We start from the raw sequence: 19,493 nt of genomic DNA, 5'->3' as shown, positions 1-19,493 counted from the left end.
ATGATGCATTTTTAAACTTTTTCAAGGAAAAATATGACTTATCTAGAAATCGAAGGCACAAATCATCTAAGCGGAAATGTTACAATAAGTGGAGCAAAAAATGCTGCCCTACCCTTGATCGTTTCAAGCATACTTGCTAAAAATGAAGTAAAAATCAACAATGTTCCTAATGTTGCTGATATAAAAACTCTTATATCTTTGCTAGAAAATTTAGGAGCTAAAGTCAATTTTCAAAACAATAGTGCTTTATTAAACACAAACACTCTTAATCAAACCATAGCCAAATATGACATTGTACGTAAAATGCGTGCTTCTATACTTACTCTAGGGCCTTTGCTTGCTCGTTTTGGGCATTGTGAAGTATCTTTGCCTGGTGGATGTGCCATAGGACAAAGACCTATTGATTTACATCTTTTAGCCTTGGAAAAAATGGGGGCAAATATACAAATCAAACAAGGCTATGTCGTAGCTAGTGGAAATTTAAAAGGCAATGAAATTCTTTTTGATAAAATCACGGTTACAGGTAGTGAAAACATCATCATGGCAGCAGCTCTAGCTAAAGGTAAAACCAAGCTCTTAAATGTTGCAAAAGAACCCGAAGTAGTTCAACTTTGCGAAGTTTTAAAAGACGCAGGACTTGAAATCAAAGGCGTAGGCACAGATGAACTTGAAATTTATGGTAGCGATGGAGAACTTTTAGAATTTAAAGAATTTAGCGTTATACCTGATAGAATTGAGGCAGGAACTTATCTTTGTGCAGGGGCTATTACAAATTCTAAAATTACTTTAGATAAAGTTAACGCCACTCATCTTAGTGCAGTTTTAGCAAAACTTCATCAAATGGGTTTTGAAACTTTGATTGCAGATGATAGCATCACCCTACTTCCTGCTAAAGAAATTAAACCTGTAGAAATCATGACAAGCGAATATCCAGGCTTTCCAACCGATATGCAAGCGCAGTTTATGGCACTAGCTTTAAAAGCTAATGGAACTAGTATTATTGATGAAAGACTATTTGAAAATCGTTTCATGCATGTAAGTGAACTTTTAAGAATGGGTGCGGATATTAAACTCAATGGTCATATTGCTACTATAGTAGGCGGAAAAGAACTTAACGCTGCTGATGTCATGGCTACAGATTTGCGTGCTTCTTCAGCCCTTATCTTAGCAGCTCTTGCAGCTAAAGGCACAAGCAAAGTCCATAGAATTTATCATCTTGATAGAGGTTATGAAAATTTAGAAGAAAAATTTAAAGGCTTAGGGGCTAAAATCACAAGGCTTGAAGAATGAAAAATATCTTTAAAACCTTAAAAGACTTAGAAGATCAAATTTCATGCTTAGATGAAAGTGAACTTATTAGCCTTGAAAAAGCAAAAGATAGAATTTTAGCTAAAGATTTATACGCTAGAAAAAATCTACCCAGTTTTGACAATGCTGCTCTTGATGGCTATGCTTTTAATTATACTGATATCAATGAGGCTTTGGAGATTAAAGGGGCTATTTTTGCAGGAGATAAAAATTTTTATACAGTTGCTAAGAATGAATGCTATAAAATCATGACAGGGGCTAAAATGCCCAAAAATGCTGATACTATCTTAATGTTAGAAGATGAGTATATAGAAGAAAATAAACTCATCATTAAAAAAGCCCCTAAACAATACAATGCCTATCGCTATAAAGGCGAAGAATTAAAAAAAGGTGAAATTTTACTTCGAAAAGGCACCAAACTTAATGATAAACATATCGCCCTGCTTGCTTCTCAAGGGCTTTATAAAATAGAAGTCATAAGAAAAATTCGCATAGGTATTTTTTCAAGTGGAAATGAGCTAAAAGAACCTTGGCAAGAATGCGATGAAGAAAGTATTTATAATGCCAATGCTTTGCCTTTACTAACCATGCTTCAAAATGCTTCTTATTTGGGTATTATTAAAGATGATTTTAAAAGCACTAAAGAGGCTTTAGAAAATACAAATTTTGATCTTTTAATCACTTCAGGAGGTGCAAGCGTTGGCGAGGCTGATTTTATGGAAAAAGCTTTAGATAAATTAGGCTTTACTCCGCTTTTTAAAGGACTAAAAGCACGCCCTGCAAGACCTACTAAGCTTTATAGAAAAGGTGAAAATTTCGTATTGATTTTACCAGGAAATCCTATGGCAGCTTATCTTTCTTGTTTTATTTTTGCTAAAAAAATTATTGCTTTATTAAGTGGAAGCCTAGACAATCCTTTAAAATTTCATGCTACAATGGGTATGGATTTAAAGCTTAAAAGTGGAAGAAACAATCTCATTTTAGGAAATTTAGAAAAAGATATTTTTACACCATTTAATGAAAATAAATTTGGATCTGGTATGATACTTCCACTTATTAAAAGTGAGTTTTTACTTATAAGCGAAGAAAATACAAGTGAATTAAAAAAAGGTGATGAAATCACGCTTTTAAAAATATAATGTTTGTGTTTTTCACAAACATTAGCTTAATTTATCCTCATCATCATGATCATGGATATATTGTTCATCATTTTCCAAGGTATCAACAAAACGCCCTATCCTTTCCCAGCGAACATTTTTATCTTTATCCCAAGAGAAATATACAAACCAAGGTTTACCTACTATCAACCTATAAGGAACAGAACCCCAAAAACGACTATCATAAGAATAATCACGATTATCGCCCATCATGAAATACTCATTTTCAGGTACATCAAAAACATAAGCATTTCCGCCGCTAAAACCTATATGATTTCCAAGTTCTTTAATATAAGTTGGAGACATGGCAAAATCACCTATACTAAGAAAGTGTAAAATATCGCTTTCTATATCTTTTTTTGGATCATAATGAATACCTTTTTGTTTATAAGGTTCTTTTACATAAATTTGCCCTCCAAGAGCAACAAGATCATTCGGATAATGTTCTTTCATAAATTCATCACCCTCATGCATTCTTACATAAAGTGTTTTATTTGCATAAATTATTCTATCTCCTCCTGTGCCTACACAACGCTTTACAAAGTGTTCTTTTTCATTTCTAGGATTTCTAAAAACAACTATATCTCCTCTTTGTGGCCCTTGTGCTTTTATCAAATGCCCATCTTTATTAAAATCCGGCAAAACAGGAATTTCCAACCAAGGAATATGAGGAGTTGGGATACCATAACTAAATTTTTTAACAAATAAAAAATCCCCTACCAATAAGGTGTTTTTCATAGAACCAGAAGGAATAACAAAAGCTTGTATAAAGAAAAAAATCACCAAAAGAACAATAACTACAGTTCCAGTCCAAGACTGTGAAAATTTATATAATTTCTTTAAAATTTCCATAGATTTTCCCTAATTAAGTCTATTTTTAGCAGATTTAACTGTGTTTTCTAAAAGCATGGCTATAGTCATAGGACCTACTCCGCCTGGAACAGGAGTTATATAACTAGATTTTTTAGATACCTCTTCAAAATCCACGTCTCCAACTATCTTTCCACTTTCAAGACGATTGATTCCAACATCAACAACAATCACTCCTTCTTTTACCATATCCGATCGAAGTAAATTCACACAACCTGCTGCTACTATAATCAAATCAGCTTGCCTAGTATAAAGGCTCAAATCTTTGGTTTTAATATGACAAACGCTTACTGTAGCTCCAGCGTTTAAAAGCATAGTAGCCATAGGACGACCTACTATATTTGAAGCACCTATAATAACAGCGTCTTTTCCTTCTAAATCAATTTCATAAGCCTTCAAAAGCTTCATAACTCCAAGTGGAGTACAAGGCAAAAACCCACTTTCTAAGCCTAAATTTAAATATCCTACATTAATAGGATGAAAGCCATCAACATCTTTACTACTTATAATACTTTCAAGTATTAAATCTTTACAAATATGATCAGGTAAGGGAAGCTGAACCAAAATTCCATGAACACTATCATCGTGATTTAAGGTATTAATCAATGCCAAAAGTTCATTTTGTGTAGTATTTTCATTAAGATGATAAACTAAAGATTTAATTCCACATTCTTCACAGGCTTTAGCCTTAGATTTTACATAAGTTTGACTTGCAGGATTATCTCCAACCAAGATAACAGCTAAACAGCTTTCAATCCCTTTGCTTTTCAAAAATTGATTTTTTTCTTTTAATTCTTCTTTGATTTTTGCGCTTAAAGCTTTACCATTAAGCAAAGTCATTATTTTCCTTCTATAAATTTAATCACTTTTTTAAAGTAAAAATTGTATCATATTAAAACTTCATTAACAAGGTGAAACTTTGAAAATTGTTTTAATGTTTTTTTTATTTAGTATCAATCTTTTTGGTGCTGATTTTATCACTCTTAAAGAATACTCTAAAATGCTTTATGAAAATCCAAGGGGCATTAGTTGTAAAGAATGTCATGGAGCAGATGGAAGCGAACAAATTTTAGGATATTATATGAAAAATGGTATTAAAACAGCTTATAAAGTTCCAAGTATACAAAATCTTAGTTTTGAGAATTTTAAAAATTCTCTTAATCAGAGTAAAGACGCAAAATCAATCATGCCAAATTACTCTTTAACAAATGATGAAATTGTAACTTTATATAATTACATCAAGCAATTTAGCAAGGAAGAAAAATGACAAACAAAAAAGCTTTTAAAGAAGCGTGTAAATTCATCGCAGGCGGTGTAAATTCTCCAGTTCGTGCTTTTGCAAATGTTCAAAGTGAGCCAAAATTTATTTCTCATGGAAAAGGTGCTTATATTTTCGATATAGATGGAAATTCTTATATAGACTATGTTCAAAGCTGGGGGCCTTTACTTTTTGGACATTGCGATAAAGATATACAAAAAGCTTGTCAAAAAGCACTTCATAAAGGTTCAAGTTTTGGAGCTCCGACTTTATTAGAAACTGAACTTGCCAAGCTTGTTTTATCTGATTTTCCTCATTTAGAAAAGATCCGCTTTGTAAGCAGTGGAACAGAAGCAACCATGAGTGCTATTCGTCTTGCCCGTGGCTTTACTAAAAAAGATAAAATTTTAAAATTTGAAGGATGTTATCACGGGCATTCTGATTCATTATTAGTGAGTGCAGGAAGTGGTGCTGCTACTTTTAACTCTCCTAGTTCTTTAGGTGTTTTAGAAGATGTAGCTAAATACACTTTAGTAGCAAAATATAATGATATAAATAGCGTTAAAGAGCTTTTTGAAAAAAATAAAGATATTGCATGTGTTATCATTGAGCCTATTGCTGGAAATATGGGGTTAGTTCCAGCTAAACAAGATTTTTTAGAAGAACTTGCTAAGATCTGTAAAAACAATCAAACTCTGCTGATTTTTGATGAAGTAATGAGTGGATATAGAGCATCTTACCTTGGTTCCTATGGAATCAATCATATCCAAGCAGATATAATTACTTTTGGTAAGGTAATAGGAGGCGGTCTACCTGCAGCAGCATTTGCTTCTAGAGCTGAAATTATGGATATTTTAAGTCCTTTGGGTGGAGTTTATCAAGCAGGAACTTTAAGTGGAAATCCTTTGGCAATGGCTGCAGGTATAGCAAGTCTTACAAAAGCCAAAAAGAAAACCAAGCTTTATGACAAACTTGGAAAATTAGCAAAAAAACTTACCCAAGGAATGAAAAAATTAGCAGATGAAAAAGGACTTCCACTGCAAGCTTGTCATGTAGGTTCTATGTTTGGATACTTTTTCACCAAAGATCCTGTATCAAACTACCAAGATGCATTAAAATCTAATCTAGCATTATTTTCAAAATTTCACAAAAATATGCTTGAAAATGGAATTTATTTAGCACCTTCTCAATTTGAAACAGGCTTTATATGTTCAAAAATGGATGATAAAATTATAGATACAACATTAGAGGCTGTTAGGGAAAGCTTTAAAAGAATATGAGTAATATTTTAAAAGAAGAAAAAAATCACTTAGAAAATTCCAACAGCAAAAGACAAAAAATCATTCGCAAAACTCTTGAAGCTGCGGATGGTTTAAGTCTTGGTATCTCTATGGTTGTTGCTGTATTTATAGGTGTGGGAATAGGATACTTGCTTAAAAAATTTACTCCTTATCCTTGGCTTTTTTGGCTTGGAGTTTTTTGGGGGATCGGTGCCGCTATACTTAATGTTTATAAAGCTTATAAAGTTCAAGTAAAAAGCTATGAAGAATTTAAAGAAAGAGATGAGTTGATCAAAGAAAAAATTCAAAAAGAAAAGAATAAATAATGGAACATAAAAAAGCTCTATTTTGTATTTTTGCCATTATTCATTTATTTTTTTGGATCATATTTTCATCGTTAAATCATTTTAAATTAGATACATTTTTAAGCTATGAAATAGCTTTTTTTAGTGTTTTATTGATTATTTTTGCTTCTTATTTAAATTATAAAAAAGTCATTATAAAAAAATCAAAAAATTATGAAAAAGATTTTAATTTCATTTCGTCACTTTTTATCAAAAAAAAACAAAATTTATCAAAAATTATTCATTTTAAAGTTCTAAAAGACGATTTAAAGCCAAATGTTAAAGAGAAAATCCATTTTTTTGCTATGTTTTTTACTCTCTTTAAATTGATGGCTTATGTAATATTGGTTGCTGGATTTTTATTTTTACATCGCCAAGATAAATTAGATATCTTTGCTTATATTTGTGGAATTTCATCCTTGCTAGTTTGTGTATTTATTTTTATTTTATATATAAAAAAGTATGAGTCCAAAAAAAATTATTAAATCAATGACAGCACTTTTTGCTGGTATGACATTTTTATTTGCAGGTAATGCCTTGATAGTAAGCTCTATAGGTGTTATATTAAAAGAAAACGGAGAAAGTTCTTTAGCTGTTGGAGTAGTAAGTTCTTGTTTTTTTGTAGGCGCTCTTGTTGGAACTATCAGTGCTCATAAAATTATTTCTCGTATAGGTCATATACGCTCTTTTGGGCTATTTGGTGCTATTTTTGGAATTTCAGCTATGCTTCATACAGTAAGCGAAAATCTTATTTTTTGGGCTGTTTTAAGATTTTTCATAGGAATTTGCTACTATGGACTTTTAATGGTCATAGAATCATGGCTTAATGAAAAAAGCAAAAATGCCATTCGATCTAGAATTCTAGGTTTTTATGAAATTGTTTTTTATCTTGCGTTTGGTATTGGAGTTTTAATCATAGCGTTAAATTTGAGCAAACATAGTGTATTTATTCTCAGTGCAACTTTAATTTTACTTTCATCTTTACCTTTAAATCTAATTAAAATCAAAGAACCTGTTTTGCCCGCATCAAGTCCTATTTCTATACCTAAAATTTTTGATATAGCTCCCTTAGCTATCGTCACAAGCTTTATAGCTGGAATGCTTATAAATGGCTTTTTTTCTATGGCATCTTTATTTATACTTTTGCAAGGTTTTGATACAAAAGCGGTTTCTTATTTTATATTTTGTGGGGTTTTAGGTGGTTTTATTGCACAAACCATCATAGGAACTATTTCAGATAAACTTGGTCGCAAATTTGCTATTATCACTTGTGCAAGCATAGGATTTATCACTATGCTTATATTTATCTTTTTTAAACTTCACTTGTATATGCAATATTTTTTAGGAATTACTCTTGGTATAGGAATATTTTGTTTATATGCTTTAGCACTTGCTAGAGCAAATGATGTTTTAGTAAGCAAAAATAAAGGCGTAGAGTTAGGTCGTGGGGTTCTTTTTTGTTATTCTTTGGGCTCTTTGTTTGGCCCTTTAATTTTAGGTTTTTTAATGCAATATTTTGAAATCAAAGGTTTTATATGGTTTTATATAATTTCTTTAGCATTTTTAATTCTTTTTGCTATCAATAAACCAAATATTTTAAATAAAAAATTTAAGAAAAAGCCTGGAAATATGGTGATATTTGATGATTAATACTCAACTAGCAAGTCAAATTGCCAATACGCAAAAAAATGATTTAAAAGTAGATAACTCTGCTTCAAAAGATAAAACAAATTTAAAAGACAATCCAAAAGAAGCACTTGCACAAGCTTTAAAGCAAAATTTAGGTTTAAGCAAGGACGCTAGTAGTGAGGAAATACTAGCAAAATTTGTTCAAAATGAAACAGGTACCAAATTAAAAGAACTTGTTAATAAACTTTTAGATCAAATTAATGCTCAAAAAAATCCCGATTCCCCTGTACTTAAACAAGGAAAAAATTTAAATTTAGCTCCTAATTTTGCCAATGAATTAAAAACTTTAAGTACAGAACTTGCAAAAAGCGATACTTTTACACAAGTTTTAGATAGATTAAATCAAATTTTAAAACCTGCCAGTGAAATAAAAAACAATAACTTAGCTCCTTTGTTTAAAAATTCAGGCGTATTTTTAGAAGCTAAATTAAAAGATGCCCTAAACGAAGAATTACTACCCAAAAGTTTTCACTCTCTTTTAAGTACAATCAAAGGTCTTAGTAGCGAAAAACTAAGCGTTCAGATAGCCCAGCTTGCAAATACAAATTTAAGCCCAAAAGACACTTTAAAAGAATTAAAAAATATTATTAATTCTAGCAAAAATGAAAATAAGCAAATTTTAAATCAAAGTTCTTTTAAAGCACTTTTAAATTTAAGTTCTAAATTGGAAAATTTTAAAAATTATATAAGTAAAAATCCCAGTCATGCTCAAGAAAAAATCACCCCTATAGCTAATAAAATTTTAAAAGAATTAAAATCCATCAAAAATGATTTTTTCAAAGCTCTTAATAAGCCAGAAAATTTAATGATAAAAGATCCAAACATCCTTAAGCAAACTGCTACCGCCTTTGAAAAACTTGAACATACTTTAAAAAATATACTAGGCAATCAAGCTTCTAAAATACAAGATAAAGAAAATATTTTAGAAAATCTTTTAAGTAACAAAGAAAATATGAAAGAAGAAAAACTTAATCATAACACAAAAAACCAAGATGAAGAAAAACATATAAAAGCATCAAAAGAAGAAACTCTCACAGATGATACTAAAACCGATATTAAGCAAGATTCAAAAAACGAAGAAAATTCGCATGCAAAAGAAACTGATATAAAAGAAGATGAAAATTTAGATTCTGATATAAAAACTCACGAAGAAGATACTCAAGATACAAAAAATGATATTCAAAACAATGAAACAGAAAATAAGCCAGACAATGATATAAAAAACTCTACTCCAAACCAAGAAAAAATTAAAGATGGAAAACAAGAAAAATCAAAAGAAAATATCAAAGAAAATCCAAAATTTTATGAAACAAAAACAGAAAACAAAACTTCAATCAATACAAATACCAACACTTCAAATCCTAACACAAACAATACGCAAAATTTAAATAATTCTCAAAATATTCAATCTAACAATAACCAAACCATGCAAAATATTTTTAAAAATCAGGAATTTATAAAACAAAATATTGTAAAAAATTTAGCATTTAATGTAGAGAATTTAGATCTAGAACAAGTGCAAGATTTAAGTAAAAATTTAAACAATCTTTCTCGTAGACTTAATGAAAGCTTGAAAGAACTTGAACCCTATACTCAAAATGCCAAGCTTAATCAAGCAGAACTTAAAAATCTCGAACACAAACTCAATCTTTCTACCAAAGATCTAGCGCAAATTAAACCAAAAACAGAACAAGATATAGCTGAATCTTTACATCATGATGTAAAATCAACACTTTTGCAAATTTCAAATTTGGCTAAAAATGAAGGCAATGAAGCTGTATATAATCAAGCTAATCGTCTTTTAGCACAAATTGAAATCAATCAGCTTATGTCTTTAGCTAATGATTCTATCAATACTTATCTGCCTTTTTCTTGGGATGATTTAAATGATTCTAAAATTATGTTTAGACGCGGAAAAAAGGATAAATTTTTTGCTCAGATTAAACTCGAATTTGCAAAACTTGGGGATTTGGAAATTCTTATTTCTTTAAATAATGAAAAATATATAGATATTAATATTATGGCAGAAAATATTGAATTTAGAAAAACCATCTATGAAAATGCCCATGAGCTTAAAAGAAATATCAATAAAGCAGGACTTTTAAGTGCAAATTTCTTTGTAGGTGATATCATAAGAAGTAAATTTGATACTAGAAATATGAAAAATTTAGATCTTGAAATGGGTATGGATAAAAAAGTATGAGCAAAATCAAAAGATCGATTAAAAAAGCTGTAGCTCTAGGCTATCAAAAAGAAAAAAACTCTGCCCCAAAAGTGCTTGCAAGTGGCAAAGGTGAAAGCGCTGCTAAAATTATTTCTTTAGCCAAGGAACACGGAGTTCCCATTAAAGAAGATGAAGATTTAATAGAAATTTTAAGCAAACTTGACTTAGGCGATGAAATTCCACCTAATATGTACAAAGCTGTAGCTGAAGTTTTTGCCTTTATCTATCAAATGGCAAATAAAACTCCTAAAAACTAATCCGCTATTTTTTCTCCAAATTTAATGCCCTGCCCTGCTTTTAAATTAAAATTTAAAATCCCTTTTTGAGAGATTAAAACTATAGTAGAACCCAGTTCAAAATTTCCTAGTTCTTCGCCTTTTTTGAAATTTAAATTTTCATATTTTCTAGTAAAATTATGAGAAATTTTAGCATTGGTTTGTATGCTTGTATCAAAATTAAAACGCATTTTTCCTACATTTTGCGCTCCTACAAAAACAAGCCAAAAAATACCTTTTTCATTTTGACATTTTAAACTCACTCTTTCATTTTTTACATACAAATTACTAATGCGTTCTAAATACTTTTCATTTACACTATAAAGGGCGCCGCTTGTGTAAGTTGCACTTAAAATTTGCATATCACAAGGGCTGTGATAACGATGATAATCTTTTGGAGAAAGATAGATATTGACATAATCAAGCCCATTTTTAAGCTCATCTTTTTCAAAGCTATCTTTTAAAAGCTCCTCAACGCTATAAGTATGCCCTTTTATAGAAAAAGCAAAATGTTCTTCATTTGCCAAAAAAGTACTTCCACACTCTAAAATTTTACCATCACTTGGACTGATAAAACCTTCTTCAAGTTTTCTTGGAATGTGCAAAGTTCTTGTAAAAAGAGCATTTAAACTCTCGTATTCACAAGGAGATTTAAATTCACTCATATCGATATTAAAATACTTAACATAATTTTCATTAATAACTTTTTGTATCATTTTAGGAAATTTAATCCCTGCTACAAAACCAAAAAGCCTCGAACTTTCTTTTGAAAAACTCATTTTTTTCCTTTTAAATTTAAAATCACTATTTCACTCGGAGCAAAAACTCTAAGACTTGGCCCCCAAAATCCTGCGCCACTACTCACATAAAGCTTAGTTTTTTCTCCTAAATTATAAAGCCCATGAACAAAACCTTGCTGAAGTTTAACTAAAAACATAAAAGGAAAAATTTGCCCTCCATGCGTATGCCCACTTAAAACAAGGTCAAAATCACTTAAATCATAAAGCAAAGCTGTTTTAGGTTGATGTGTGAGTAAAATACTAGCTTTACTTGTATTTAAATCCACTTTTATTCTTGCTAAATCAGGAGCATATAAACCCTTATCAAGTCCGGCTAAATCTCCAAGTCCAGCAATATTTATAAAACCTAAATCTAAATTTTGATTGACTAAAATTTTCATATTAGTATGTTTTCTAAGTAAATCCAAAACTTCATTGATACCATGATAATACTCATGATTTCCCAAAGCATAAAAAGTTCCGTAAGTGGAGTTAAAATCATTAAGTTTTGAGATGTAATTTTTTAAATCTTTAGGATTAGCATCAATCAGATCTCCTACTATTACAACCATATCAGGACTTTGCAAATTCACTTTAGTGATGAGCTTATCTAAAAAATTTTCATGCAAATTTTTACCCAAATGTATATCGGTAAGCATGGCAATTTTTAGATCTTGTTTAAGATTTGGTATTTCAACATCAACACTCTTTACTTCAGGTATTTTTAGAGCATTATTTATACTTATATAAATTAAAAACACACTTAAAACTATAAGAGAAAGCTCAAAAATCAAACGCAAAATAAGATTATATTTTTTATCTCTTTTACCCATAAGAGCTAAAATCAATTTAATAAAATCCCAAGCTAAAGTCATAAAAAACAAACAATAAGTCGGCGCATAAAGCATGGCTAAAATTTCATACCAAGTATCACTTAAATATTCATCTCTACGAAATATTAAAAACACAGCTTGGGCTAAAAAAAGCACAATAAAAATAAAGGCAAAAATTTTATAAAAATACTTAAAAAGAGTAATTTTCTTGATTAATCTTTTATAAATATAAACATTTGCTAAGCCAAAAATCAATAATACAATGAAAGAAAAAATTAAAAATATCATAAAAGTATTATAACCAAGTAAAATTAAATATCCGTATAAATTTTTCTGTTATAATAAGCTTTTAAATAATTTTAAAGGCTATAAAATGTACCGTTTTGCACCTTCTCCCACAGGTGATATGCACATAGGAAATTTACGCGCAGCAATTTTTAATTATATCTGTGCAAGACAAAAAAATATGGATTTTATCTTACGTATTGAAGATACTGATAAGGCTAGAAATATAGCAGGAAAAGAAGAAGAAATCAAAGAAATTTTAAATCTTTTTGGTATTTCATGGCAGCATTACTATATACAAAGTGAAAATTTAAAATTCCATCGCCAAATGGCTTTAAAACTTGTAAGCGAAAAAAAAGCTTTTGCTTGTTTTTGTACTGAAGAAGAACTTGAAGCAAAAAAAGAGTTAGCTAAAAAACAAGGTAAAGCTTATCGCTACGATGGCACTTGTGAAAAACTAGCCGATATTGATGTTTTAGAATGTGAAAAACCCTTTGTTATCCGTCTTAAAAAACCTACTCATACTATGAAATTTACTGATTTTATCAAAGGCGAGCTTAGTTTTGAGCCTGAAAACATAGACTCTTTTGTCATCATGAGAACAGATAAAACTCCAACTTATAATTTTGCTTGTGCGGTTGATGATATGCTTGAAAATGTCACTTGTATTATACGCGGAGAAGATCATGTTTCAAACACTCCAAAACAAGAACATATCCGCGCAAGCTTAGGTTATAATAAAGCTATGACTTATGCACACTTGCCTATCATTTTAAACGAAGAAGGTGTTAAAATGAGTAAGAGAGAAGCACATTCTTCTGTAAAATGGCTACTTGAAAGTGGAATTTTACCTAGTGCAATCGCAAATTATCTGATCATGCTAGGCAATAAAACTCCTTGTGAAATTTTTACCTTAGAAGAAGCTATAAAATGGTTTGATATTTCTAAAGTTTCAAAAGCTCCCGCAAGATTTGATCTTAAAAAACTCTTACAAATCAATCGTGAACATATCAAAATGATCAAAGATGATGAGCTTAATAAAATTTTAGATTTAAACAAAGATCTTGCACAGCTTGCTAAATTTTACACTCAAGAAGCAAGCACCATAAAAAAACTTAAAGAAAAAATGCAAGCTATTTTTAGCACAAAAGACTTTGGAGAGTTTGAAACAGAATGTAAAATTTTAAAAGAACTCTTAAAAGGTATTGAACTTTTTGAAAACTATGAAGATTTTAAAAATGAACTTTTAAGCAAAAGCGACTTAAAAGGTAAAAAATTTTTCATGCCTTTAAGGATAATTTTAACAGGAAATATCCACGGACCTGAGCTTAGTGATCTTTATCCTTATATTAAAAATTTTATTCACGAATTAGCAAGGATTTAATTATGGTTATAGACTCTTTTATTATTTCTATTTTTCAAGTACTACAAATTGTCATTAACATTTATACTTGGATTATTATCATCACAGCACTTTTAAGCTGGGTAAACCCTGATCCTTATAATCCCATAGTGCAAATTTTATATAAATTAAGTTATCCTGCTTACGCCTTAGTTAGAAAAATTCCAACACGCATTGGTAATATTGATCTTGCGCCTTTGATTATAGTCTTAGCATTGCAGTTTCTTGGCATTTTTCTTGGGAATATCTTAAGGAGTATATTGTGATAAAAAAAATACTCGTTTTTTTATTTATTTTTTCAAGTTTAAATGCTACACAATATAGCATAGAAAAACTCAAAAAGGAAGAAAATTCACTTGCTAAGGATTATTATATTTATAGACTTTTAGAAAAAAATAAAATCAGTAAAAAAGATGCACAAGATTTAAATTCTCATATTTTTCGCTATATAGGAAAAATTAAATCCGAACTTGAAAAAATCATCCCTTTAAAGCCTTATATCAACCCAAAATATGCTAAATGCTATACCTATACAGCAAATACTATCTTAGATGCAAATTTAACTTGTCAAAGTGTGCGCTTAAATTCATTAGTTTTTATAGCGAGTTTAAATTCCAAAGACCGAACGACTTTAGCTCAAACCTTTAAAAATCAAAGACCTGATTTGACAAATTTATTGCTAGCTTTTAATACTTCTGATCCTATGAGCTATATAGTACAAAAAGAAGATATTAATGGTTTTTTTAAACTTTATAATTATTCTAAAAAATATGACTTAGATTTAAATACAAGTTTAGTCAATAAACTACCAAACCACATTGGTTTTAAAGATTTTGCACAAAATATTATTATTAAAAAAGAAAATCCAAAATTTAGACATTCTATGTTAGGAATAAATCCTGAAAATGTAAGTGAAGATTCTGTTTTCTATTTAGGAGTCAATGCCTTAACTTATGATAAAACAGAGCTTGCTTATGACTTTTTTAAAAAGGCGGCTCAAAGTTTTAAATCGCAAAGCAATAAAGACAATGCTATATTTTGGATGTGGTTGATTAAAAACAATGAAGAAGATTTAAAAACTTTATCACAAAGTTCTTCTTTAAATATTTATAGTCTTTACGCAAAAGAACTTACTAACACACCTTTTCCAAAGATAGAAAGCCTTAATCCAAGCAAGAAAAAAAATAATTTTAACATGCAAGATCCTTTTGCTTGGCAAAAAATAAACAAACAAATTCGCGATGCTAACGCAAGTCAACTAGATGTCTTGGCAAAAGAATTTGACACACAAGAAACCTTGCCTATTTATGCTTACATATTAGAACGCAAAAATAATTTTAAAAAACATTATTTTATAATGCCTTATTATGACAATATAAAAGACTATAACAAAACAAGACAAGCTTTAATTTTGGCTATTGCCAGACAAGAAAGTCGTTTTATTCCAACTGCTATTTCAGTTTCTTATGCTTTAGGCATGATGCAATTTATGCCATTTTTAGCCAATCACATAGGGGAAAAAGAATTAAAAATTCCAAATTTCGATCAAGATTTTATGTTTAAACCTGAAATAGCATATTACTTTGGAAACTATCATCTAAATTACCTTGAATCACGTTTAAAATCTCCACTTTTTGTCGCTTATGCTTATAATGGCGGTATAGGATTTACTAACCGTATGCTTGCAAGAAATGATATGTTTAAGACGGGCAAATTTGAACCTTTCTTGTCTATGGAGCTAGTTCCTTATCAAGAAAGCCGAATTTACGGAAAAAAAGTTCTAGCTAATTATATTGTGTATCGACATCTTCTGAACGATAGTATAAAGATTTCGGATATTTTTGAAAATTTAATTCAAAACAAGGCAAATGATCTAAACAAATCTTAGCTACAAGCCTAGTCTCTTCCTTGACACTAGGAAGAGATACTTTAAAATAATCAGTATAGTTGTTTTGTATTATATATTTTAAATACTCATCATCCAGTTTTTCAATATTGGCTTTTTTATTATTGATAAAAACTTCTAAATTTTGAATTTTTAATGTATTTGGAGTAAAAGATAAAGCTAATATATCATCTTTACTTGTCTTCTCTAGAATTGGGTTTAAATAAGACATGGTTATAATGGCATTAATCTTATCTTGTGTGATTTTATATTTTTGAGTAAACATTAAAGTTTGAGATTTTAAATTTGTATCCACAATCGCCTGATCTTTTAAAGAACAAGCTCCAAGCAAAAAAGCACCTAAAATTACACTATAAATTTTCATTCTTTTTCCATATTTTTTTAGCATTATTGTAACCTTTTAACCCTATTTTTTGGTTTAAAAAGATATAATTTTACAAAAAAATTAAGAGTATATTTTATGAAACAACTTATTATAGCTTTTAGCGGGCCTTCAAATTCAGGAAAAACCACACTCATCACCAAAATAGCTGATAACTTTTTGCAACAAAATTTAAAAGTTTTAATCATCAAACATGATCCTGCTGATAAAGCTCAATTTGATTTTAACGGTAAAGATAGTTTTAAATTTTTTCAAAGTGGAGCTGAAGTCATGGTTTTAAGCCCTACAAGAACAACTTTTTTCTCTCATGAAAATAGAGATATTTTAAAAGCTTTAAAATTAAGCCCTGATTTTGACATTTGTTTGGTTGAAGGATTGAAAACTCTTGATTTACCACGCATTAGCGTATTTTGTAAAGAAATTGATGAAAGTTATTTTACTTTTTCAAACGCCATTGCAAGCTATGAAAAAATTTCTCACCCTTATCTTACTTGGCTTGATTTAAACGATATACAAGCTATTTGTCGATATATACTTAAAAATGCTAAAAATTTACAAGGAGAATTATAAAATGCAAGAAGTGATTTCTTATATACAAAAAGCGGTTTTAGAAATTTCTAACGCTTTAAAATTTCCCGATACAAGCTACAGTCAAAATCAAAATTTTACAGGCGATACCCAACTCAAATTTGATGTTTTAAGCGATGAAATCATCACAAAAACTCTAAGTCAATGTTCAAGCATTAAAGCCATCATAAGTGAAGAAAAAGACGAAATTTTAACGCTTAATGAAAAAGCAAATTTTATCGTAGCTTATGATCCTTTAGATGGTTCTAGCTTAATGGATGTTAATTTTGCCATAGGTTCTATTTTTGCTATCTATGAAGAAAAAGCAAATGCTAAAAATTTAAGAGCTGCACTTTATAGTATGTATGGAGCGCGCTTAGAACTTGTGATTTGCAAAGATCAGCCAAAACTTTATCGCTTAAATGCAAATAATGAATTTATTTTTACAAAAGATCTTAAAATGAATGAAAAAGGCAAGATTAATGCTACAGGTGGAACGCAAAAATTTTGGGAAGAAAAACACGCTAAATTTATCAAAAGTCTTTTTGATGAAGGCTATCGCTTAAGATATTCTGGAGCCATGGTAAGCGATATCAATCAAATTTTATTAAAAGGGGGTGGCATTTTTAGCTATCCTGCAACACAAGATGCGCCTAATGGCAAACTTCGTGCCTTTTTTGAAGTCTTTCCTCTAGCCTTTATCATAGAAAAAGCAGGCGGAAAAACTACAAATGGAAAAAACCACTCCTTACTTGAACTTGAATTTGATAAAATCCATGCGACAACTCCTTGTTTTTTTGGCTCAGGATATGAAATTTCAAAACTTTTAAAGGCTTACAATGAATGAAGCTAGAGATGAATTTGAGCAAGATATGGATAAAAAAAAAGAAATTTTACTTTCATGTCAAAACTCAAAAAACCTAAACTCTTGTTATAATTGCGATGAAATTTTTAACTGCCAAACTAGAAAAAATTATGTTGATGCAGTCTATAACAGTATGTCTAAGGGTAAAACCGAAGGCGGATTTGACTTTTAAAGGAAAAAAATGCGTTATATTACAACACCAATTTATTATGTAAATGATGTGCCTCATTTAGGTCATGCTTATACTACCATCATAGCCGATACTTTAGCAAGATTTTATCGTTTGCAAGGACATGAAACAAGATTTCTAACAGGAACAGATGAGCATGGACAAAAAATCGAAGAAGCTGCCAAACTAAGAAATTCCACTCCTCAAGAATATGCTGATAAAATCAGTTTTGAATTTAAAAAATTATGGGATGAATTTGAAATCACCTATGATATTTACGCAAGAACAACTGATACAAGGCATATTGAATTTGTTAAAGCTATGTTTTTAAAAATGTGGCAAAAAGGCGATATTTATAAAGATGAATACGAAGGACACTATTGTATTTCTTGCGAAAGCTTTTTTACTCAAAGTCAGCTTATCAATGATTGTTCTTGTCCAGATTGTGGCAAAAACACTACGATTTTAAAAGAAGAGAGTTATTTTTTTAAACTTTCAAAATACCAAGATAAAATTTTACAATGGTATGAAGAAAAAGATCCCATCCTACCAAAAAACAAAAAAAACGAACTTATAAATTTTGTCCAAAGCGGCCTTAAAGATCTTTCCATTACAAGAACAAGTTTTGATTGGGGGATTAAACTGCCTCAAGAAATTAATGATGATAAACATATTATTTATGTATGGCTTGACGCACTTTTTATCTATATAAGCTCTCTTGATTTTCAAAGCAAGGGAGAAAATGCTAAATTTTGGCCTGCGCATGTGCATTTAGTAGGAAAAGATATTTTGCGTTTTCATGCCATTTATTGGCCAGCTTTTTTAATGAGCGTAGATTTACCTTTGCCAAAATTTATAGGTGCACATGGCTGGTGGACTAAAGAAGGCGAAAAAATGAGCAAATCTAAAGGCAATGTTGTAAAACCTAAAGAAGTGGTTGATGCCTATGGAAGCGAAGCTTTTAGATATTTCTTGCTTAGAGAAGTACCTTTTGGTAATGATGGGGATTTTAGCGAAAATATGCTGATAAATCGTATCAATGCTGAACTAAGCAATGAATTTGGGAATTTACTTAATCGCATTATAGGTATGAGTACAAAATATTCTCAAGGAAATATTTCAAAAGAAGGTGTTTTAAAATTTTACAATGCTGAATTAAATCAAGCAAAAGAACACTTAAATTTAGCGGTAGAATTTTTAGAAAACTTACAGTGTAATCGTTATTTAGAAGAACTTTTTAAAGCCTTAAGCGTAGCAAATTTAGCCATTAGCAAATACGAACCTTGGAATTTAATCAAAGAAAACAAACACGAACAAGCTAACGCTTTAGTTGCACTTTGTACAAATATTTTAGCCAAAACAAGCCTTTTATTAAGCCCTACTCTACCAAAGTCTTGTCAAAAGGTGGCCTTAGCTTTAAATTTTGAAATTTCATCTACAAATTACGCAAAAATGATACTTGATAATGAACTTTTAGATTTTAAAGCAAATCCTTGCGAAGCTTTATTTCCAAAAGTAGAAAAAGCTCTTTTAAAACAAGAAATTAAAGAAGAACCTAAAAAAGAAGAAAGTCCTAAAATAAAAATCGATGATTTTGCAAAAATTGAAATCAAAGTCGCTAAGGTGCTTGATTGTCAAAATATAGAAGGGAGTGAAAAACTTTTGAAATTCCAACTCGAACTTGACGATAAAGAAATCCGTCAAGTACTCTCAGGCATAGCAAAACACTATAAAGCCAGTGATTTAATCGGTAAACAAGTTTGCATTATAAGCAATCTCAAAAAAGCTAAAATTTTTGGACATGAAAGCGATGGTATGATACTTTCTGCAAAAAGCGGAGATAAACTTGTTTTAATCACCCCTGAACAACTTGTGCAAAACGGTTCTTTAGTAGGCTAAA

Annotated in this window: 21 protein-coding genes; 16 read left to right on the top strand and 5 right to left on the bottom strand. The window is 30.0% G+C overall.

The genetic code is table 11. The annotated features are described in order from the left end of the window. The first annotated feature begins 33 nt into the window (after positions 1 to 33). Together murA and ELQ07_RS02925 are read left to right on the top strand one after the other, a co-directional pair. A complete protein-coding gene (gene murA, locus ELQ07_RS02930; protein ID WP_070317176.1) occupies positions 34 to 1,290 on the top strand; it encodes a UDP-N-acetylglucosamine 1-carboxyvinyltransferase in 1,257 nt (418 codons plus the stop codon). Continuing rightward, positions 1,287 to 2,447, top strand: a complete 1,161-nt coding sequence (locus ELQ07_RS02925; RefSeq protein ID WP_134224704.1) for a molybdopterin molybdotransferase MoeA — start codon at positions 1,287 to 1,289, stop codon at positions 2,445 to 2,447. The genes murA and ELQ07_RS02925 overlap by 4 nt, the downstream gene beginning before the upstream one ends. A gap of 21 nt (positions 2,448 to 2,468) precedes the next feature. On the opposite strand, the gene lepB is transcribed toward ELQ07_RS02925, so the two are convergent. Next, complete coding sequence (gene lepB / locus ELQ07_RS02920; protein ID WP_134224703.1) at positions 2,469 to 3,317, bottom strand: signal peptidase I; 849 nt, start codon at positions 3,315 to 3,317, stop codon at positions 2,469 to 2,471. A gap of 9 nt (positions 3,318 to 3,326) precedes the next feature. Next, on the bottom strand, positions 3,327 to 4,175 hold the full coding sequence (folD, locus tag ELQ07_RS02915) for a bifunctional methylenetetrahydrofolate dehydrogenase/methenyltetrahydrofolate cyclohydrolase FolD (protein ID WP_134224702.1): 849 nt from the start codon (positions 4,173 to 4,175) through the stop codon (positions 3,327 to 3,329). A 79-nt stretch (positions 4,176 to 4,254) separates the two neighbouring features. On the opposite strand from folD, the gene ELQ07_RS02910 reads away from it, so the two are divergent. From ELQ07_RS02910 to ELQ07_RS02880, 7 genes are read left to right on the top strand one after another with little or no spacing between them, the layout of a single operon-like run. After that, on the top strand, positions 4,255 to 4,602 hold the full coding sequence (locus ELQ07_RS02910) for a c-type cytochrome (RefSeq protein WP_002916139.1): 348 nt from the start codon (positions 4,255 to 4,257) through the stop codon (positions 4,600 to 4,602). Next, positions 4,599 to 5,873, top strand: a complete 1,275-nt coding sequence (gene hemL / locus ELQ07_RS02905; RefSeq protein WP_134224701.1) for a glutamate-1-semialdehyde 2,1-aminomutase — start codon at positions 4,599 to 4,601, stop codon at positions 5,871 to 5,873. Before ELQ07_RS02910 ends, hemL begins: the two co-directional genes overlap by 4 nt. Beyond that, on the top strand, positions 5,870 to 6,199 hold the full coding sequence (locus tag ELQ07_RS02900; RefSeq protein ID WP_002916135.1) for an AtpZ/AtpI family protein: 330 nt from the start codon (positions 5,870 to 5,872) through the stop codon (positions 6,197 to 6,199). Before hemL ends, ELQ07_RS02900 begins: the two co-directional genes overlap by 4 nt. Then, positions 6,199 to 6,702 carry a membrane protein gene (locus tag ELQ07_RS02895; protein WP_002860510.1) on the top strand — a complete coding sequence of 168 codons (504 nt, stop codon included), beginning with the start codon at positions 6,199 to 6,201 and terminating at the stop codon, positions 6,700 to 6,702. The genes ELQ07_RS02900 and ELQ07_RS02895 overlap by 1 nt, the downstream gene beginning before the upstream one ends. Beyond that, complete coding sequence (locus ELQ07_RS02890) at positions 6,680 to 7,867, top strand: MFS transporter (protein WP_134224700.1); 1,188 nt, start codon at positions 6,680 to 6,682, stop codon at positions 7,865 to 7,867. Before ELQ07_RS02895 ends, ELQ07_RS02890 begins: the two co-directional genes overlap by 23 nt. Then, entirely contained in the window at positions 7,860 to 10,109 is a 2,250-nt protein-coding gene (locus ELQ07_RS02885; protein ID WP_134224699.1) for a flagellar hook-length control protein FliK, read from the top strand. The genes ELQ07_RS02890 and ELQ07_RS02885 overlap by 8 nt, the downstream gene beginning before the upstream one ends. After that, positions 10,106 to 10,387, top strand: coding sequence for a FlhB-like flagellar biosynthesis protein (locus ELQ07_RS02880; protein ID WP_002852641.1), 282 nt, complete (start codon positions 10,106 to 10,108; stop codon positions 10,385 to 10,387). Before ELQ07_RS02885 ends, ELQ07_RS02880 begins: the two co-directional genes overlap by 4 nt. Here ELQ07_RS02880 and ELQ07_RS02875 read toward each other — a convergent pair. Beyond that, complete coding sequence (locus ELQ07_RS02875) at positions 10,384 to 11,184, bottom strand: phosphatidylserine decarboxylase (RefSeq protein WP_088303874.1); 801 nt, start codon at positions 11,182 to 11,184, stop codon at positions 10,384 to 10,386. The two genes, ELQ07_RS02880 and ELQ07_RS02875, sit on opposite strands and share 4 nt — an antisense overlap. Then, entirely contained in the window at positions 11,181 to 12,305 is a 1,125-nt protein-coding gene (locus ELQ07_RS02870) for a metallophosphoesterase (RefSeq protein WP_032583708.1), read from the bottom strand. Before ELQ07_RS02870 ends, ELQ07_RS02875 begins: the two co-directional genes overlap by 4 nt. Positions 12,306 to 12,390: 85 nt before the next feature. Here ELQ07_RS02870 and gltX point away from each other — a divergent pair, with 85 nt between their 5' ends. The 3 genes from gltX to ELQ07_RS02855 are packed head-to-tail and all read left to right on the top strand — an operon-like array spanning position 12,391 to position 15,592. Beyond that, positions 12,391 to 13,686, top strand: coding sequence for a glutamate--tRNA ligase (gltX, locus tag ELQ07_RS02865; RefSeq protein ID WP_134224698.1), 1,296 nt, complete (start codon positions 12,391 to 12,393; stop codon positions 13,684 to 13,686). 2 nt (positions 13,687 to 13,688) lie between these two features. Beyond that, on the top strand, positions 13,689 to 13,970 hold the full coding sequence (locus ELQ07_RS02860) for a YggT family protein (protein WP_002852501.1): 282 nt from the start codon (positions 13,689 to 13,691) through the stop codon (positions 13,968 to 13,970). Then, entirely contained in the window at positions 13,967 to 15,592 is a 1,626-nt protein-coding gene (locus tag ELQ07_RS02855; protein ID WP_134224697.1) for a lytic transglycosylase domain-containing protein, read from the top strand. Before ELQ07_RS02860 ends, ELQ07_RS02855 begins: the two co-directional genes overlap by 4 nt. On the opposite strand, the gene ELQ07_RS02850 is transcribed toward ELQ07_RS02855, so the two are convergent. Next, positions 15,489 to 15,974, bottom strand: coding sequence for a hypothetical protein (locus ELQ07_RS02850; RefSeq protein ID WP_070317200.1), 486 nt, complete (start codon positions 15,972 to 15,974; stop codon positions 15,489 to 15,491). The two genes, ELQ07_RS02855 and ELQ07_RS02850, sit on opposite strands and share 104 nt — an antisense overlap. Positions 15,975 to 16,070: 96 nt before the next feature. Here ELQ07_RS02850 and mobB point away from each other — a divergent pair, with 96 nt between their 5' ends. From mobB to metG, 4 genes are read left to right on the top strand one after another with little or no spacing between them, the layout of a single operon-like run. Further along, positions 16,071 to 16,562, top strand: coding sequence for a molybdopterin-guanine dinucleotide biosynthesis protein B (mobB, locus tag ELQ07_RS02845; protein WP_053872921.1), 492 nt, complete (start codon positions 16,071 to 16,073; stop codon positions 16,560 to 16,562). Position 16,563: 1 nt separating this feature from the next. Beyond that, positions 16,564 to 17,406 (top strand): class 1 fructose-bisphosphatase, encoded by an 843-nt coding sequence (locus ELQ07_RS02840; protein ID WP_134224696.1) that lies wholly within the window; start codon positions 16,564 to 16,566, stop codon positions 17,404 to 17,406. Then, positions 17,399 to 17,596, top strand: a complete 198-nt coding sequence (locus tag ELQ07_RS02835; protein ID WP_002892523.1) for a hypothetical protein — start codon at positions 17,399 to 17,401, stop codon at positions 17,594 to 17,596. The genes ELQ07_RS02840 and ELQ07_RS02835 overlap by 8 nt, the downstream gene beginning before the upstream one ends. 9 nt (positions 17,597 to 17,605) lie before the next feature. Next, positions 17,606 to 19,492: a methionine--tRNA ligase gene (gene metG / locus ELQ07_RS02830; RefSeq protein ID WP_134224695.1), complete on the top strand. Its 1,887-nt coding sequence runs from the start codon at positions 17,606 to 17,608 to the stop codon at positions 19,490 to 19,492. Position 19,493 lies beyond the last annotated feature (1 nt).

The organism is Campylobacter sp. US55, from assembly GCF_004378955.1.
GTDB classification, from domain to species: domain Bacteria; phylum Campylobacterota; class Campylobacteria; order Campylobacterales; family Campylobacteraceae; genus Campylobacter_D; species Campylobacter_D jejuni.
This window is presented reverse-complemented; position numbering and strand designations above follow the sequence as displayed.

Excerpts from the sequence above, each read along its gene's own strand:
- murA (WP_070317176.1), top strand. The coding sequence starts at position 34 with ATGACTTATCTAGAAATCGAAGGCACAAATCATCTAAGCGGAAATGTT.
- ELQ07_RS02925 (WP_134224704.1), top strand. The coding sequence starts at position 1,287 with ATGAAAAATATCTTTAAAACCTTAAAAGACTTAGAAGATCAAATTTCA.
- lepB (WP_134224703.1), bottom strand. The coding sequence starts at position 3,317 with ATGGAAATTTTAAAGAAATTATATAAATTTTCACAGTCTTGGACTGGA.
- folD (WP_134224702.1), bottom strand. The coding sequence starts at position 4,175 with ATGACTTTGCTTAATGGTAAAGCTTTAAGCGCAAAAATCAAAGAAGAA.
- hemL (WP_134224701.1), top strand. The coding sequence starts at position 4,599 with ATGACAAACAAAAAAGCTTTTAAAGAAGCGTGTAAATTCATCGCAGGC.
- ELQ07_RS02900 (WP_002916135.1), top strand. The coding sequence starts at position 5,870 with ATGAGTAATATTTTAAAAGAAGAAAAAAATCACTTAGAAAATTCCAAC.
- ELQ07_RS02895 (WP_002860510.1), top strand. The coding sequence starts at position 6,199 with ATGGAACATAAAAAAGCTCTATTTTGTATTTTTGCCATTATTCATTTA.
- ELQ07_RS02890 (WP_134224700.1), top strand. The coding sequence starts at position 6,680 with ATGAGTCCAAAAAAAATTATTAAATCAATGACAGCACTTTTTGCTGGT.
- ELQ07_RS02885 (WP_134224699.1), top strand. The coding sequence starts at position 7,860 with ATGATTAATACTCAACTAGCAAGTCAAATTGCCAATACGCAAAAAAAT.
- ELQ07_RS02880 (WP_002852641.1), top strand. The coding sequence starts at position 10,106 with ATGAGCAAAATCAAAAGATCGATTAAAAAAGCTGTAGCTCTAGGCTAT.
- ELQ07_RS02875 (WP_088303874.1), bottom strand. The coding sequence starts at position 11,184 with ATGAGTTTTTCAAAAGAAAGTTCGAGGCTTTTTGGTTTTGTAGCAGGG.
- ELQ07_RS02870 (WP_032583708.1), bottom strand. The coding sequence starts at position 12,305 with ATGATATTTTTAATTTTTTCTTTCATTGTATTATTGATTTTTGGCTTA.
- gltX (WP_134224698.1), top strand. The coding sequence starts at position 12,391 with ATGTACCGTTTTGCACCTTCTCCCACAGGTGATATGCACATAGGAAAT.
- ELQ07_RS02860 (WP_002852501.1), top strand. The coding sequence starts at position 13,689 with ATGGTTATAGACTCTTTTATTATTTCTATTTTTCAAGTACTACAAATT.
- ELQ07_RS02850 (WP_070317200.1), bottom strand. The coding sequence starts at position 15,974 with ATGAAAATTTATAGTGTAATTTTAGGTGCTTTTTTGCTTGGAGCTTGT.
- mobB (WP_053872921.1), top strand. The coding sequence starts at position 16,071 with ATGAAACAACTTATTATAGCTTTTAGCGGGCCTTCAAATTCAGGAAAA.
- ELQ07_RS02840 (WP_134224696.1), top strand. The coding sequence starts at position 16,564 with ATGCAAGAAGTGATTTCTTATATACAAAAAGCGGTTTTAGAAATTTCT.
- ELQ07_RS02835 (WP_002892523.1), top strand. The coding sequence starts at position 17,399 with ATGAATGAAGCTAGAGATGAATTTGAGCAAGATATGGATAAAAAAAAA.
- metG (WP_134224695.1), top strand. The coding sequence starts at position 17,606 with ATGCGTTATATTACAACACCAATTTATTATGTAAATGATGTGCCTCAT.